At 35.2% G+C, this 14,307-nt stretch carries 13 protein-coding genes; 9 read left to right on the top strand and 4 right to left on the bottom strand.

The window, feature by feature from the left end:
* Positions 1-475: 475 nt before the first annotated feature.
* Both ACH2AZ_RS10200 and ACH2AZ_RS10195 read left to right on the top strand, forming a co-directional pair.
* A complete protein-coding gene (locus ACH2AZ_RS10200) occupies positions 476-3,766 on the top strand; it encodes a SusC/RagA family TonB-linked outer membrane protein (RefSeq protein ID WP_394907768.1) in 3,291 nt (1,096 codons plus the stop codon).
* Between the two features lie 9 nt (positions 3,767-3,775).
* Positions 3,776-5,197, top strand: a complete 1,422-nt coding sequence (locus tag ACH2AZ_RS10195) for a SusD/RagB family nutrient-binding outer membrane lipoprotein (protein ID WP_394907767.1) — start codon at positions 3,776-3,778, stop codon at positions 5,195-5,197.
* A 114-nt stretch (positions 5,198-5,311) separates the two neighbouring features.
* Here ACH2AZ_RS10195 and ACH2AZ_RS10190 read toward each other — a convergent pair whose 3' ends face one another.
* The gene (locus ACH2AZ_RS10190; protein WP_394907769.1) at positions 5,312-5,986 is read right to left on the bottom strand and encodes a DUF4294 domain-containing protein; all 675 of its coding nucleotides are present in this window, start codon (positions 5,984-5,986) and stop codon (positions 5,312-5,314) included.
* Between the two features lie 103 nt (positions 5,987-6,089).
* On the opposite strand from ACH2AZ_RS10190, the gene ACH2AZ_RS10185 reads away from it, so the two are divergent.
* Both ACH2AZ_RS10185 and ACH2AZ_RS10180 read left to right on the top strand, forming a co-directional pair.
* A complete protein-coding gene (locus ACH2AZ_RS10185) occupies positions 6,090-7,178 on the top strand; it encodes a M42 family metallopeptidase (RefSeq protein ID WP_394907766.1) in 1,089 nt (362 codons plus the stop codon).
* Positions 7,179-7,312: 134 nt separating this feature from the next.
* On the top strand, positions 7,313-8,404 hold the full coding sequence (locus ACH2AZ_RS10180) for a DNA topoisomerase IB (RefSeq protein ID WP_394907765.1): 1,092 nt from the start codon (positions 7,313-7,315) through the stop codon (positions 8,402-8,404).
* Positions 8,405-8,461: 57 nt separating this feature from the next.
* Here the strand turns inward: ACH2AZ_RS10180 and ACH2AZ_RS10175 are convergent, their stop codons facing one another.
* Both ACH2AZ_RS10175 and ACH2AZ_RS10170 read right to left on the bottom strand, forming a co-directional pair.
* Entirely contained in the window at positions 8,462-9,421 is a 960-nt protein-coding gene (locus tag ACH2AZ_RS10175; RefSeq protein WP_379043096.1) for a phosphoribosylaminoimidazolesuccinocarboxamide synthase, read from the bottom strand.
* Positions 9,422-9,424: 3 nt separating this feature from the next.
* A complete protein-coding gene (locus ACH2AZ_RS10170) occupies positions 9,425-10,378 on the bottom strand; it encodes a PhoH family protein (RefSeq protein WP_379043099.1) in 954 nt (317 codons plus the stop codon).
* 93 nt (positions 10,379-10,471) lie between these two features.
* Between ACH2AZ_RS10170 and ACH2AZ_RS10165 the strand changes: the two genes are divergently transcribed.
* The 5 genes from ACH2AZ_RS10165 (at position 10,472) to ACH2AZ_RS10145 (ending at position 14,001) form a co-directional block, all read left to right on the top strand.
* On the top strand, positions 10,472-11,302 hold the full coding sequence (locus tag ACH2AZ_RS10165) for an S-adenosyl-l-methionine hydroxide adenosyltransferase family protein (protein WP_394907764.1): 831 nt from the start codon (positions 10,472-10,474) through the stop codon (positions 11,300-11,302).
* A complete protein-coding gene (locus ACH2AZ_RS10160) occupies positions 11,302-11,598 on the top strand; it encodes a putative quinol monooxygenase (RefSeq protein WP_379043105.1) in 297 nt (98 codons plus the stop codon). The genes ACH2AZ_RS10165 and ACH2AZ_RS10160 overlap by 1 nt, the downstream gene beginning before the upstream one ends.
* Positions 11,598-12,329 (top strand): gliding motility-associated ABC transporter permease subunit GldF, encoded by a 732-nt coding sequence (gene gldF, locus ACH2AZ_RS10155; RefSeq protein ID WP_394907763.1) that lies wholly within the window; start codon positions 11,598-11,600, stop codon positions 12,327-12,329. Before ACH2AZ_RS10160 ends, gldF begins: the two co-directional genes overlap by 1 nt.
* Before the next feature lies 1 nt (position 12,330).
* Positions 12,331-13,509: a gliding motility-associated ABC transporter substrate-binding protein GldG gene (gene gldG / locus ACH2AZ_RS10150; RefSeq protein WP_394907762.1), complete on the top strand. Its 1,179-nt coding sequence runs from the start codon at positions 12,331-12,333 to the stop codon at positions 13,507-13,509.
* Between the two features lie 174 nt (positions 13,510-13,683).
* Positions 13,684-14,001 (top strand): hypothetical protein, encoded by a 318-nt coding sequence (locus ACH2AZ_RS10145; protein WP_394907761.1) that lies wholly within the window; start codon positions 13,684-13,686, stop codon positions 13,999-14,001.
* Positions 14,002-14,006: 5 nt separating this feature from the next.
* On the opposite strand, the gene ACH2AZ_RS10140 is transcribed toward ACH2AZ_RS10145, so the two are convergent.
* Positions 14,007-14,273 carry a hypothetical protein gene (locus ACH2AZ_RS10140; RefSeq protein ID WP_379043114.1) on the bottom strand — a complete coding sequence of 89 codons (267 nt, stop codon included), beginning with the start codon at positions 14,271-14,273 and terminating at the stop codon, positions 14,007-14,009.
* Positions 14,274-14,307 lie beyond the last annotated feature (34 nt).

Below are 14,307 nucleotides of genomic sequence, written 5' to 3'. Positions count from 1 at the left end.
CAAATGTAGAACCTTTATTCCATTGCACAAACTTTTTATGGGCTTTTTTTTGATTTATTTTTTAATGAAATACTAATGGCTTGCTAACAAGTGATTTAACCACCTAAAGTTTTTAAAAGTTTTTTTTCAAGTCTACCGAAATGGAAATAGACTTAATTATGCTATTATAAAAAGGGCTCACTTCTATAACGAAAATATAAGGTTAAGTAATACCCCTCTCCTCCTATTTATGCTTTTCCAGTTAATAATAGGTGACGGAAATAATTCCGCGAAAGCGAAAGAGTTAAGACTGCATTTACAGAAAAATCAAAATATTAGCCTTCATCATTACTAAATGAAATCAAACACAGACTAAAATGGTTTTAATACTTTTTTAACAAAACCACTCTTTAATTTGTTAAAAAAACAAGTTTTAACATTTTGTTCTATCAATTTTTGTACTTTAGAATTGGCTAATTCAAATAAAACAAGAAATATGAAAACTAAAATGAAAGTGATTTCATCACTTCTGTTTTTTTTCATGAGTACATTAATTATGGCTCAAGAAAAAACAGTTACTGGAACGGTAACCGATGAAACAGGGATGCCTTTACCTGGTGTAAACGTATTAATTGAAGGCACTACACAAGGAACACAGACTGATTTCGATGGAATTTATAGTATTAGTGCTTCTTCAGAATCAACCTTAGTGTTTAGTTATGTGGGAATGGTAACCACTAAAAAAATGGTAGGGAGCAAATCTACTATAGATGTAATTATGAAAGCTGACGCTTCAGAGTTAGATGAAGTAGTAGTAACCGCTTTAGGTATTGAGCGTGAAAAGAAATCATTAGGTTATGCCACCCAAGAAGTTAGTGGTAATGAGGTTTCGGATGTACCCCAATCAAACTTTGTAAACTCGCTTCAAGGTAAAGTTGCCGGTTTACAAGTCAATCCTTCAGGAACTATGGGCGGATCGTCTAATACTGTTATTCGAGGAAATGCCTCTTTAACAGGAAATAACCAAGCCCTATACGTAATCGATGGTATCATTATAGATAATAGTAATAATAATACTACCGATCAGCAAGGTGGTCGAGGAGGATACGACTACGGTAATGCTGCAACAGATATTAACCCCGAGGATATTGCCTCTATTAACGTTCTAAAAGGAGCTGCAGCAACTGCACTTTACGGATCAAGAGCCGCCAATGGTGCTATTATTATTGAAACTAAGAAGGGGCAAAAGCGTAAAGGTATTGGGGTAAGTGTTTCATCAACGGTAATGGTTTCTGAGGTAAATGATGAAACTCTACCAGAGTATCAGAAGGAATATGGTGCTGGTTACGGTCCTTATTATTCTGATAGGATTGGGACTGATGTAAACGGCGATGCTATTTACTGGGAAGACCAGCCCGGTTCTCAACCTTGGGACCCTTATTTTACCAACGTAGATTCAAATGGTAATGGTGTTTATAACACTTTGTATACACCGTTTACCGAAGATGCCTCGTATGGAGCCGCATTTAATCCTAATATAATGGTAAATCAATGGAATTCTATCTATCCGTCTTTACCTACTTTTGGGCAAGCAACACCATGGTTGCCAGGAAAAAATGACCCAAATTCAATTTGGGAAACTGGAATGACTACCATCAATTCTTTTGCATTAGATGGCGGAAGCGACACAGGTACATTTCGCTTAAGCGTTACTAACTTTGATCAAGAAGGTGTTTTACCCAATAGTAAAATAAAAAGAAATACAATTAAGTTTAGCGGCCAGCAGGACCTTACGGAAAAGTTTAAGGCAGGTGCTACCTTTAATTATGTAAAAACAGATGGTAAAGGAAGATATGGTACGGGTTATGATTCTGAAAACCCGATGCAGCAGTTTAGACAATGGTGGCAGACAAACGTTGACTTAAAAGAACAAAAAGAGGCTTATTTATTAACGCGTCAAAATATTACTTGGAATCCAAGAAGTAGAACCGATTTAAGACCTATTTATTCAGACAACCCATACTGGACCCGTTATGAAAATTACCAAACCGATAATCGTCATAGATACTTTGGTAATTTCAATTTAAACTATGAGCTTAATGATGTTTTTAGTGTATTAGGAAGATTTACTTTTGACACCTACAATGAAATCCGTGAAGAACGAAGAAATGTAGGAAGTTCTGGAGTCTCTGGTTACTCTAAATATTTAAATACCCAGTCTGAATACAATTATGACATTATACTATCTTTTAATAAAGATTTAAGCGATGATTTAAATCTAGAGGGTATTGCAGGTTGGAATTTAAGACGTCAAGATTGGAATAGTATTTCGCAATCTACGAATGGCGGTCTTCGCGTACCTGGTTTATATAGTTTAAGTAATACGGTATCTAACTTATTAGCACCAACCGAATACGAAGCCACAAAAATGGTAGATGGATTATATGCTCGTGCAAGTTTAGGATATTTAAATACGTATTTTATTGAAGGTACGTTAAGAAGAGACCGTTCTTCTTCGCTACCGGCAGATAATAATTCCTATTACTACCCTTCTATCTCAACCAGTATTTTACTTTCAAATATTATTGAAGAAGACTGGTTATCTTTTGCAAAATTTAGAGCCAACTATGCAGAGGTTTCTAATGATACCGATCCACAGCGAATAATTCAGACCTTAGCTTTGCTTGATCCGTTTGGAGGGGCTGCAGTAGCTAGTAATGTTAACTTACTTAGAAATCCAGACCTAAAACCTGAGCGCCTTAAAGCTTATGAGTTCGGTTTAGAAGCTAATTTCCTTAAAAACCGACTTGGATTTGATGTAACGTATTATAATAATACTACTGAAGATCTAATTACTCCTGTTTCGATTTCAAATGCGACAGGTTTTAACTCAACAATTCGAAATGCGGGTTCTTTAGAAAATAAAGGGTTTGAAGTACAAATGCGTCTTAACCCCATAAAAATGGAAGATTTCAGTTGGAATATGACTGTAAACTGGGCGCGGAACAGAAGTGAAGTGATATCTTTAGAGGAAGGTTTAGACAACTTACCTTTGGCAAGTTTACAAGGAGGAATAACAATAGATGCTAGTCCAGGGCAGCCATACGGAGCTATTCGTGGAACAGACTATATTTACAATGAAAATGGCCAGCGTGTTGTTGGTTCTAATGGATATTATTTAACTACCGATAGCAACAACAATATCATTGGTAACATTCAACCAGATTGGACTGGTGGTATTCAAAACACTTTTAAATATAAGAACTTAAGTTTAGGTTTTTTAATTGATATACAAAAAGGTGGTGATATCTTTTCTCTTGATACTTGGTACGGTTATGCTACTGGTTTGTATAAAAATACAACTGGCTTAAATGACCTTGGGAATCCTTTAAGAGATCCTGTAACTAATGGTGCAGATAGCGGTGGGTTAATTCTACCTGGAGTAACCGAAGATGGCCAACCCAACACTACCCGCGCTAGTTTTAATACCTATGCAAATCCATACGGATATGCTCGTGCGGCTAATAAAGATCACGTTTACGATGCTTCTTTTGTTAAACTACGTGAAGTAAACTTAACATATAGATTTAATGACAATCTTTTAGAAAAAACATTTATTAATACCGCATCAATTTCTTTGATAGGTAGAAATTTATGGATAATCGATAAGAATATACCGTTTTCTGATCCAGAAGCTGGATTAAGCTCAGGAAATGTACAAGGTTACCAATCTGGTGCATATCCTGCCGTACGTGAGTTTGGTGCAAGTCTTAAATTAACCTTTTAAATTATGACAATGAAAAAATATATCATACCCTTATTCTCACTACTGCTATTAATTACTGCGTGTAGTGATGATAAATACGAGCGATTGAATGAAGATCCTAAAAATCCGGAAAGCGTTCCCGCAGGATTTCTATTTAGTAATGCAACAAAAAGTTTGTCTGATCAAAATGCAAACTTAAATGTAAATACTAATATATTCAGGTTCATAAGTCAGTACTTAACCGCTACGACTTATTTAGATGAACCAAATTATGAATTGAGAGAAAGAAATATCCCTCAAAACCATTGGTCCGTTTTATATAGAAATGTATTACGTGATCTAAAAGATGCGAAAGAAACCGTGCTTGAGAACGAAGACTTATTAACGCAAGAAGAAGTTGATGCACGAGTAGCACAAATTACTGTTATTGAAGTGTATACCTGGCAGTTTCTGGTTGATACCTTTGGCGATATCCCCTATACCGAGGCGTTAGCTAAAGACAATTATCTGCCAAAATACGATAATGCGGCTGGCATTTATGAAGACTTAATAATGCAGTTAATTGCCATAAATAGTGATTTTGCAGGCCAAGGATTCTCAAGTCAAGATTTAATTTATGGTGGAGATATGGCCAAATGGCAAAAGTTTAGCAACTCCCTATTATTACGATTGGGAGCCCGATTAATTAATGTTAACGCTACTTTAGCCAATGATGCTATACAAGCAGCAACCACTAATGGAGTAATGACATCGAACGATGACAATGCTTTATTTAATTATTTAGATTCACCACCAAACACCAACCCAATTTGGGAAGATGTGATACAAAGTGGTCGTAATGATTATGTGGCCGCCAATACGATAGTTGACTATATGAATACTTTAGATGATCCGCGCCGAATGGCTTATTTTGACGACAACGTTAGCGGATATATTGGCGGGACATATGGTGCAGAAAGTCCATACGGCTCACACACTCATCTCAGTGATAAAATGACTGATCCTTCTCACCCAGGTATTCTAATGGATTACGCAGAAGTAGAATTTCTCTTGGCTCAAGCTGCCGCGGAAGGTGTAGGTGGAGTGAGTAATGCCGCTTCACATTATGAGAACGGAATTACTGCGAGTATTACCTATTGGACGGGAGATTCATCCTTAGCAGCAGCCTATCTTGCCCAGCCTGGAGTAAGTTATAATGCCGCCAATTGGAAAGAATTGGTAGGAAAGCAATTCTGGATAGCTATGTTTGATAACCCAATGCAAGGCTGGTATGTTTGGAGAAAATTAAACAATCCAACACTAAATACTGCAGCTCAATCGGGTAACCCAGTACCTTTACGATATACTTACCCTATCAATGAGCAAAATTTAAATGCCGCCAATTATGAAGCGGGTTCTACCGCCATTGGAGGTGATGATCAACAGACACCCTTATTTTGGGATGAAGATTAATTTGATAACAATAGCCGGTCCGTTCCACTAGACTATATATTGTTAGGAAACCCGAGCCAAGGCTCGGGTTTTTTAATACATAAAAGTTTAAAATAGAAATAATCTTTCCAATAATTAGAATTTCTTTTTTAAGTTTATTAAATTAATTTCATCTACAGCTGGCTGACGTTCTAAAATACCTCGCTGAAAAGAACGTTGTAAGATATGCTCGATATAATAATCTTCTTTTATATTAGTAGGATCATATTTTTCTTTAAGTGAGATATTAAATAAACTGGCTGTAGTATTGTACCAGAAGGCACGCCAACCACTTTTCAAATTTCTCACAATATCAAAAGTAGTTTCACCTGTTTGCCGATACATTAATTTAACCAAAATCTGGCCTTCTGTTTTTGTAAGTTTTTTAAGCTCTTCGGTAAACTCTTCTTCAATATAGCGTTGGATTATCTTGGTATATCGGCGTTTATCTGCCTTTCTTTCAAGATTTTCGAGCCGCTTATTTAATGTCTGTAAACGTTCGGCAGCTAGTGTAGCATAAGGCCATACCTTTCTAGTTTTTCGTTTTAAAATTAAATATTCTCTGCGCTCTAACCTACTCTTGAATTTCATTGGGCTAAGTAACACAACCTCTTCTAATTTAACAGGATCTACAATGGTACTATCATTTTCTACCAAATATTTTAATTTAATTTCCTTATTTCTACTCGAAGATTGGGTGGTCACCTTCTGAGAAAAACCAAATAAAGGAAAAGTAATAGAGAATATAAAAATTAAAAAGCTGCGCACGATTTTTTGTTTTAATATGATCGAAAACCATACCAAAAGTAAAGTACAAATCGGCAAATGAAAAATTTATTGTGTACATTCGTGAATCAAAAAAAAATAAATTTCTATGCTCGAAGATTCACTATTAAACAAGTCATCATTAAATTTTCTTGAAAGCTATTTAAATAATGCTGCTCCCACAGGATATGAATGGGAGGGTCAGAAGCTTTGGATGAACTACCTAAAACCTTACGTGGATAAATTCATCACAGATACTTACGGAACTGCTGTAGGAGTTATTAACCCAGATGCACCTTTTAAAGTTGTTATCGAAGGACATGCTGATGAAATTTCTTGGTATGTAAATTATATAACCGAAGATGGACTGATTCACGTAATTAGAAATGGAGGAAGTGACCACATGATTGCTGCATCTAAACGAGTTAATATTCATACTAAAAATGGAATCGTTAAAGGCGTTTTTGGCTGGCCAGCCATTCACACTAGAGATAAAAGCAATGAAGAACACCCTAAATTAGAAAACATCACCATTGATGTAGGTTGCACAACCAAAGAGGAAGTAGAAAAACTTGGTGTGCATGTAGGTTGCGTTATCACCTATCCTGATGAATTCTTTATTTTAAACGAAAATAAATTTGTGTGTCGTGCACTAGATAATAGGATGGGTGGCTTTATGATTGCTGAAGTAGCTAGGCTTTTAAAAGAAAATAAGATAGAATTACCCTTTGGCCTTTACATTACCAATTCTGTACAAGAAGAGATCGGATTAAGAGGAGCTGAAATGATTACGCAAAGAATAAAGCCAAATGTAGCCATAGTTACAGATGTGACGCACGACACGACAACTCCTATGATTGACAAAAAGAAAGAAGGCGAAACCAAAATTGGTGATGGCCCAGTTATAAGTTATGCTCCTGCTGTTCAAAATAAACTAAGAGAAATGATTATTGACACTGCAACAGAGAAAAACATTCCTTTTCAACGTGCAGCGGTTAGCAGAGCTACTGGAACCGATACCGATGCCTTTGCCTACAGTAACGGTGGCGTAGCCTCCGCGCTAATTTCTTTGCCTCTACGTTATATGCACACTACCGTTGAAATGGTTCACCGCCAAGATGTAGAAAACGTAATCAAACTGATTTATGAAAGTTTATTAAAAATAAAAGACGGCGAAACTTTTAGTTATTTTAATTAAATTTTTAATATCATCGTTATAGAACAAGGGCATCTGAAAATTCAAATGCCCTTGTTTTATTTTAAATAAAAATTCACTTTTCATTAGGCAATTCTTAAAGTTAGCTTTTTTAACTTTAGAAAAGAAAAATAAGTATGGAGCTAGATATAAATCGCCTACAACAATTGGATAATTCTCCAAAAGAATTCGCCGCCTTAGCTAATTTAATTTATATAAAAGATAAAGAACTAACCATTAAAAGGCACAAGCACGGTAGAGGATTTTATTACACAGATAACCAAAAAAGAAAAATAAAAGCAAAAAAGCAAATTGAGCGATTTAAAAAGCTACGAATCCCTCCAAGGTGGCAAAAAGTAAGAATTACTCATTTAGAAAACGGACATTTGCAAGCTGTAGGAAGAGATACTAAACAACGAAAGGTGTATAAATACCATCCTATTTGGTCTAAATTTAAAAATCAGACCAAATTTTTTAAAATGCTTGCTTTTGGGAAAAAATTACCTATTATTCGTAAGCGTTTAGAAAAAGATTTGAACCGTCCAGGGATGCCAAAAGAAAAGGTATTAGCCATTGTAATTAAGCTGCTAGAAGAAACCCATATACGGGTGGGGAACCAGTATTACGCCAAAAAAAATAAAACCTATGGTTTATCTACTTTACGCAATAAGCATATTTCTAGAAAGGAGGATGAAATGTCTATCGATTTCATCGGAAAAAAGGGGAGGAAACATCATATAGTTGTAGATGACCCCGAACTTATGCGATTGATTAATAAATGTGAAGAAATACCAGGTTGGGAGTTGTTTAGCTATTACGATAAAAATGGTGACAAAGAAACCATTGATAGCGGTTTGATTAATAATTACATACAATCCAGTTGCGGAGAATTTTACTCGGCAAAAGACTTTAGGACGTGGGGAGCTAGTTGTATTTTTTATGAATATTTAGTAGACCTGCCTAAAACCGAGGATCAAAAAACAATTGAAAAGAATATTCTTAAGGCATACGATGAAACCGCAAAAAATTTGGGAAACACAAGAGCGGTTTGTAAAAAGTATTACGTACACCCAATTCTACCTCAACAATATAGGAAGGGCGCTTTAAATGAAATAGATAACGTTTCAGAAAATAAATACTTATCACCTACAGAGTGTCAAATTTTAAAATTAGTTGAGAGCTATGAGTTAAATATTCCTAAGAAAGAAAGTTCGTGCGCAAAAAATTAAAATCCTAAATATAATTAAAAAACCACCTCTTATTTGAGATGGCTTTTTAAAAAATTTTTAATTCTTTTTGTTACTTAAATATTGCTTAATATTTTTTTCTATTCTTTCCGCTAAATTTTCTAATGATGCTTTTATAAATTTCTCACCAGTAATTTTCTCATACAGCTCTATGTAGCGTTTTGAAACGAGTTCGCAAAACGCGTCACTCATTTCGGGTAACTTTTGACCTGGCTTACCTTGAAAATTGTTTTCAATTAACCATTCTCGAACAAACTCCTTAGATAATTGTTTTTGTTTTTGATTGTTCTTTTGTCTCTCCTCATAACCGTCGGCGTAAAAGTAACGTGAAGAATCGGGTGTATGTATTTCATCGATTAATACAATTTCACCTGATTTTGTTTTTCCAAATTCATATTTGGTATCTACTAAAATCAATCCGCGTGAAGCGGCAATCTCAGACCCTCTTTGAAAAAGTGCATAAGTATATTTCTCTAATTGTAAATAATCTTCGTCACTTACTATACCCTTTTGAATAATTTCTTCTCGCGATATATCTTCGTCATGATCCCCTTGCTCTGCTTTGGTGGCTGGCGTGATTATGGGTTCAGGCAATTTGTCATTTTCTCTTAGTCCCTCTGGCAGAGCAACACCACTTAAAATTCTATTTCCTGCCTTGTACTCTCTAGCGGCGTGGCCTGCCAAATAGCCACGAATAACCATTTCTACTTTAAAAGGCTCACAACTTTTTCCTATAGCTACGTTGGGATCTGGGGTTGCCTCTAGCCAATTGGGTACAATATCTGCAGTCTCTTGCATCATTTTTGTTGCAATCTGGTTTAGTATTTGACCTTTATAAGGAATGCCTTTAGGTAATATGACATCAAAAGCACTCAACCTATCGGTCGCAATCATGACTAACAAATCATTTTCTAAAAAATATACCTCGCGTACTTTCCCTTTATAATGTCTTTTTTGATTAGGGAAATTGAACTGAGTTTGAGTTAGGGTATTTGTCATTTTTTATTCTGGAGTTTCTATTTTTTTATAGGCTGCGATTACTTCTTTTACCAATTTATGTCTTATTACATCTTTATCGTCAAGAAATACCATACCAATTCCTTTAATACCTTTAAGTACCAAAAGGGCTTCTTTTAAGCCAGAGGTAACGCGCGGCGGAAGGTCTATTTGACCTGGATCGCCTGTAATCATGAATTTAGCGTTTTTCCCCATTCGTGTTAAAAACATCTTCATTTGGGCGTGGGTGGTGTTTTGTGCTTCATCAAGAATTACAAAAGCATCGTCAAGAGTCCTACCACGCATAAACGCCATGGGGGCTATTTGTATAGTTCCTTTTTCAATAAAAGATTCAAGCTTTTCATGCGGAATCATATCGCGTAAACCATCATAAAGTGGCTGCATATATGGGTCTAATTTTTCTTTCAAATCACCTGGCAAAAAGCCTAAGTTTTCTCCTGCTTCAACTGCGGGTCGGGTTAAAATTATTCTTCTAACTTGTCTTTCTTTTAGTGCTTTTACAGCTAGTGCAACGCCGGTGTATGTTTTACCTGTACCAGCAGGTCCAACTGCGAATACCAGATCATTCTTTTGGCAGAGCTCAACCAGTTTACGCTGGTTGGCCGTTTGAGCCTTAATTAACCTGCCCCCTACGCCGTGAACTAAAATATCTGAACTGGAAAGACTTGTCTCGTAATCTTCTTTTTTATCACTTGTGAGTATACGCTCAATCCCGTTTTCATCAAGTTTATTATACTTGGCAAAGTACTCTAACAGCATATGAAGACGCTTATCAAATTCTATTAATCGTTCTTCATCTCCAAATGCTTTAATTTTATTTCCTCGAGCAACAATTTTAAGTTTCGGAAAATAGCGTTTTAACAATTGTATGTTACTATTTTGAGACCCAAAAAATTCTTTTGGACTTATCTCTTGTAATTCTATTTCAACTTCGTTCAAATGGGCGTGTATTTATTGGTCTTTTATAATTAAATTCGCATCACAAATTTACGCAAAAACTAAGTAAAGTTTAGCATTTAAAGATTAACTTTTATGCCCATTATTACGCTTACGACAGACTTTGGATTTAAAGACCCCTCTATTGGGGCTATAAAGGGTTCTATTTTTAGTGAGCTTGGCGATGTTAATATTGTTGATATAAGCCATGAGGTATCTCCTTTTCATACTTTAGAAGCGGCTTATATTATCAAAAATGCTTATCACACTTTTCCAAAAGGCAGCATTCATATTATTGGTGTTGATTCAGAAATCACACCAGAAAACAAACATTTAGCCATTGCTTTAGATAATCATTATTTTATTTGTGCAGACAATGGAATCCTTTCGTTAATCGCATCAGAAATCAATCCACAAAAAATTGTAGAAATCAATATCCACGATGCGGTCGAAACCACTTTTCCGGTTTTAGATATATTTGTAAAAGTAGCATCTCATATTGCACGAGGTGGTACGCTAGAGGTTATTGGAAAACCCATTACAGCAATTAAACAATTAAAAGCGATAAAGCCTCAAATAAATGATGCTCAAAATCAAATACAAGGTCACGTTATATATATAGACAATTATGGCAATGTGGTAACCAATGTAACGCGTAATACCATTCAGCAAATAGGAAAAGGGCGTGATTTTGTAATAAGTGCGCGAACCACGCGTTTTACAAAAATATACGATACCTATAGCCACGCTATAGACTTTAATGAGGCTAAAGAAATTCGAGAAGAAGAGGGTAAAAAAATGGCTATTTTTAACACGGCCAATTACTTAGAAATTGCTATCTATAAAAGTAACCCACATACTGTAGGAAGTGCCTCGACCTTACTGGGGCTAAAATTGCTAGACACCATAACCATAAATTTTAATTAATGATAGTACGAATAGTTAAATTGTCTTTTAAACCAGAGGCCGTAATTGATTTTAAATCTCTTTTTGAAGAATACAAAACAAAAATAAGAGGTTTTGAAGGCTGCCAATTCTTAGAACTCTATCAAGACAAAAATCATGATAATATATTTTTTACCTATAGTTATTGGGAAAACCAAGAGGCTTTAGAGCGCTATCGTCATTCCCAATTATTTAAATTAATTTGGCCAGCAACTAAAGCAGGTTTTAATGCCAAACCAGAGGCTTGGACACTAGATAAACTTTATACTTTAGATTAATGAAAGCTATTTATTTAAAAGAACTCCAATCTTTTTTTTCTAATCTCACCGGCTATTTGGTGATTGGTGTATTCCTAACACTTAACGGTTTGTTTTTGTGGGTGTTTAACACCGGGTACAATATACTTGATTTCGGATTTGCCAATCTCACTCCGTTTTTTACTATTGCTCCCTGGATTTTTATATTTTTAATTCCTGCGATAAGTATGCGTAGTTTTTCTGAAGAAAAAAAGCAGGGCACACTAGAGCTATTACTTACCAAGCCAATTTCTCAGAATCAATTAGTATGGGGTAAATATCTAGGCGTTCTAACCATAAGTTTAATGGCCATTTTACCAACCACCCTTTACGTATTTAGCATTTACCAGTTGGGTAAAACACCAGGAAATGCCGATTTTGGAGCACTCTTCACCAGTTATATCGGATTAGTCTTATTAAGTGCTACCTATGCTGCCATAAGTTTATTTTGTTCAAGTATTTCAAAAAATCAAATAATGGCTTTTATGGCCTCGGTGCTACTATTATTTATTTTCTTTGTTGGTTTAGATAATCTAGAAGGCATCCACCTCCTAGGAAACCAACAATATGATCTTACTTATCTGGGGATTAATTATCACTATAAAAGTATAAGTCGTGGCGTGATAGACACTCGCGATCTCATTTATTTTTTTAGTATTATCGCCCTATTTATATTTTTAACCAGAAACCAAATCCGTAAAGAAATCGCTTAGTATGCTTAAAAATCTAAAACCATTACTCCTTTTTGTGTTAGGAATTGTTTTGATCAACATCTTGGGTAACTTTTTCTTTTACCGATTTGATTTGACCTCAGCCCAGCAGTACACCTTATCAAACAACACCAAAAAAATAATTGCTGATGTAACAGAACCTGTTGCTATAAGCGTATTTTTAAAAGGAGATTTTCCCGGTGAATTTAAAAGGCTTCAATTGGAAACCCAATATTTGCTAGAAGAGTTTTCCGCTTTAAATAAAAATGTCAAATTTCAATTTATCAATCCCCTTAATCAAGAGGAAGACGCTCAACAAGTAGCTCAGAGATTTTACCAATCAGGAATGACGCCAGAATCGCTTAACATAAGAGAAAATGGCAAGTTAACAGAGCGGCTTATGTTTCCTTGGGCTGTTGCCGAATTAAATGGCAAACAAGTGAAAATTCCGCTTTTGAAAAAGAATATTACAAGTAATAATGAAGAGATAGTAAACCTTTCTATTGCAAATCTTGAATATAATTTTACCAGTGCGCTAAACCAGTTGGTATACGAAAAGACCAAAAAAATTGCGGTAATGCGCGGTAATGGAGAATTAGCAGATCCTTATATAGCCGATTTTGTAAATTCGCTTAAAGAGTTTTACTATATAGCACCTTTTACTTTAGATTCTACTGCCTTAAACCCTGTTAAGACATTAAAACAACTTGAAGGGTTTGACTTGGTAATTGAAGCTAAACCTAGTAGGGCTTTCACAGAAAAAGAAAAATTTGTTTTAGACCAGTACTTAATGCAAGGCGGTAAAATGCTTTGGCTGACTGAAGGGGTTATAATTGAAAAGGATAGTTTGTTTAGCAATCCAGAAAACACTGCTCTTGCGATGCCGAAAAACTTGAATTTACAAGATTATTTTTTTAGCTACGGTATACGAATTAATCCAAGCTTGGTACAAGACCTTGTATCGGCACCATTGGTTTTAGCTCAGGGCGAAGGCAACAACACTCAGTTTAAACCAATACCTTGGTTTTATTCACCTTTAGCTATAAGCACAAAAGAGCATCCAATAATCAAAAATATAGAAGCGGTAAAACTCGAGTTTTCTAGCCCCATAGACACACTTGAAAGAAAGGGATTAAAAAAGACCATTTTATTACACAGCTCACCGAAAACCAAATTAGAATAAGTACCAAGTTTACTTAATTTACAGGAACTCGTAAGCCAAACTGAAGCTAAAGGTTTTAATCAAGGCACCAAGAATATAGGTGTTTTAATAGAAGGAAAATTTAAATCGGTTTATGATAAAAGAATTAAACCGATAGATTATAAAGACTATAGAGAAAGTAGTGATTCCACTCAAATGGTAGTTATAGCCGATGGAGATATCGTTAAAAATGAATATGGTAAAAATGGGCCTATTGAATTAGGTTTTGACCGATTTACTGGAACCACTTATGGAAACAAGTCGCTTTTGATAAATGCGGTAAACTATATGCTAGATGATAAAGGCCTTTTAGCACTTCGTAGTAAAGATGTAAAATTGGCTTTCTTAAATACAGAAAAAGTTGCACAAGAACGTTTAACTTGGCAACTTTTAAATTTAGGCTTACCGCTATTTATACTAACGATAGCTGCAGTTCTTTACTATAATCTTAGAAGGCGAAAGTACGCTCGCTAAAATATTTACAAAGCGTTGATTCTTGAAATTAAGTCGTGTGCTTTAGTTTCAATTTCTTTGCTCACTTCTTTAAGGTGCTTACCCTTATGCTCTACATCTCTTTGGTTAATTTTTGTAATCATGGCATTGAAATCGCTAACGGCATCTGCAATAATAGCATCTGTTTCTTTTGCGTCTTCCTCTGGATGAGCTATTTGATATATGATAGCGGTTTCTATAATATCGCTCATCACATAATTTAAATCTTTTTTCAGGTTTTTCTTACTTGCCATAGCATTATAATTTTATTCGCCAAAATTAGTCTAT

It is taken from the genome of uncultured Mesonia sp. (assembly GCA_947499595.1).
GTDB classification, from domain to species: Bacteria; Bacteroidota; Bacteroidia; order Flavobacteriales; family Flavobacteriaceae; genus Mesonia; species Mesonia sediminis.
The sequence above is the reverse complement of the archived record's forward strand: the minus strand, read 5'-3'. Positions and strand labels throughout refer to the sequence as shown.

Coding starts and splice junctions, on each gene's coding strand:
- ACH2AZ_RS10145 (WP_394907761.1), top strand. CDS start 13,684: ATGGTAGTTATAGCCGATGGAGATATCGTTAAAAATGAATATGGTAAA.
- ACH2AZ_RS10200 (WP_394907768.1), top strand. CDS start 476: ATGAAAACTAAAATGAAAGTGATTTCATCACTTCTGTTTTTTTTCATG.
- ACH2AZ_RS10180 (WP_394907765.1), top strand. CDS start 7,313: ATGGAGCTAGATATAAATCGCCTACAACAATTGGATAATTCTCCAAAA.
- ACH2AZ_RS10175 (WP_379043096.1), bottom strand. CDS start 9,421: ATGACAAATACCCTAACTCAAACTCAGTTCAATTTCCCTAATCAAAAA.
- ACH2AZ_RS10165 (WP_394907764.1), top strand. CDS start 10,472: ATGCCCATTATTACGCTTACGACAGACTTTGGATTTAAAGACCCCTCT.
- ACH2AZ_RS10160 (WP_379043105.1), top strand. CDS start 11,302: ATGATAGTACGAATAGTTAAATTGTCTTTTAAACCAGAGGCCGTAATT.
- ACH2AZ_RS10185 (WP_394907766.1), top strand. CDS start 6,090: ATGCTCGAAGATTCACTATTAAACAAGTCATCATTAAATTTTCTTGAA.
- gldG (WP_394907762.1), top strand. CDS start 12,331: ATGCTTAAAAATCTAAAACCATTACTCCTTTTTGTGTTAGGAATTGTT.
- ACH2AZ_RS10140 (WP_379043114.1), bottom strand. CDS start 14,273: ATGGCAAGTAAGAAAAACCTGAAAAAAGATTTAAATTATGTGATGAGC.
- gldF (WP_394907763.1), top strand. CDS start 11,598: ATGAAAGCTATTTATTTAAAAGAACTCCAATCTTTTTTTTCTAATCTC.
- ACH2AZ_RS10195 (WP_394907767.1), top strand. CDS start 3,776: ATGAAAAAATATATCATACCCTTATTCTCACTACTGCTATTAATTACT.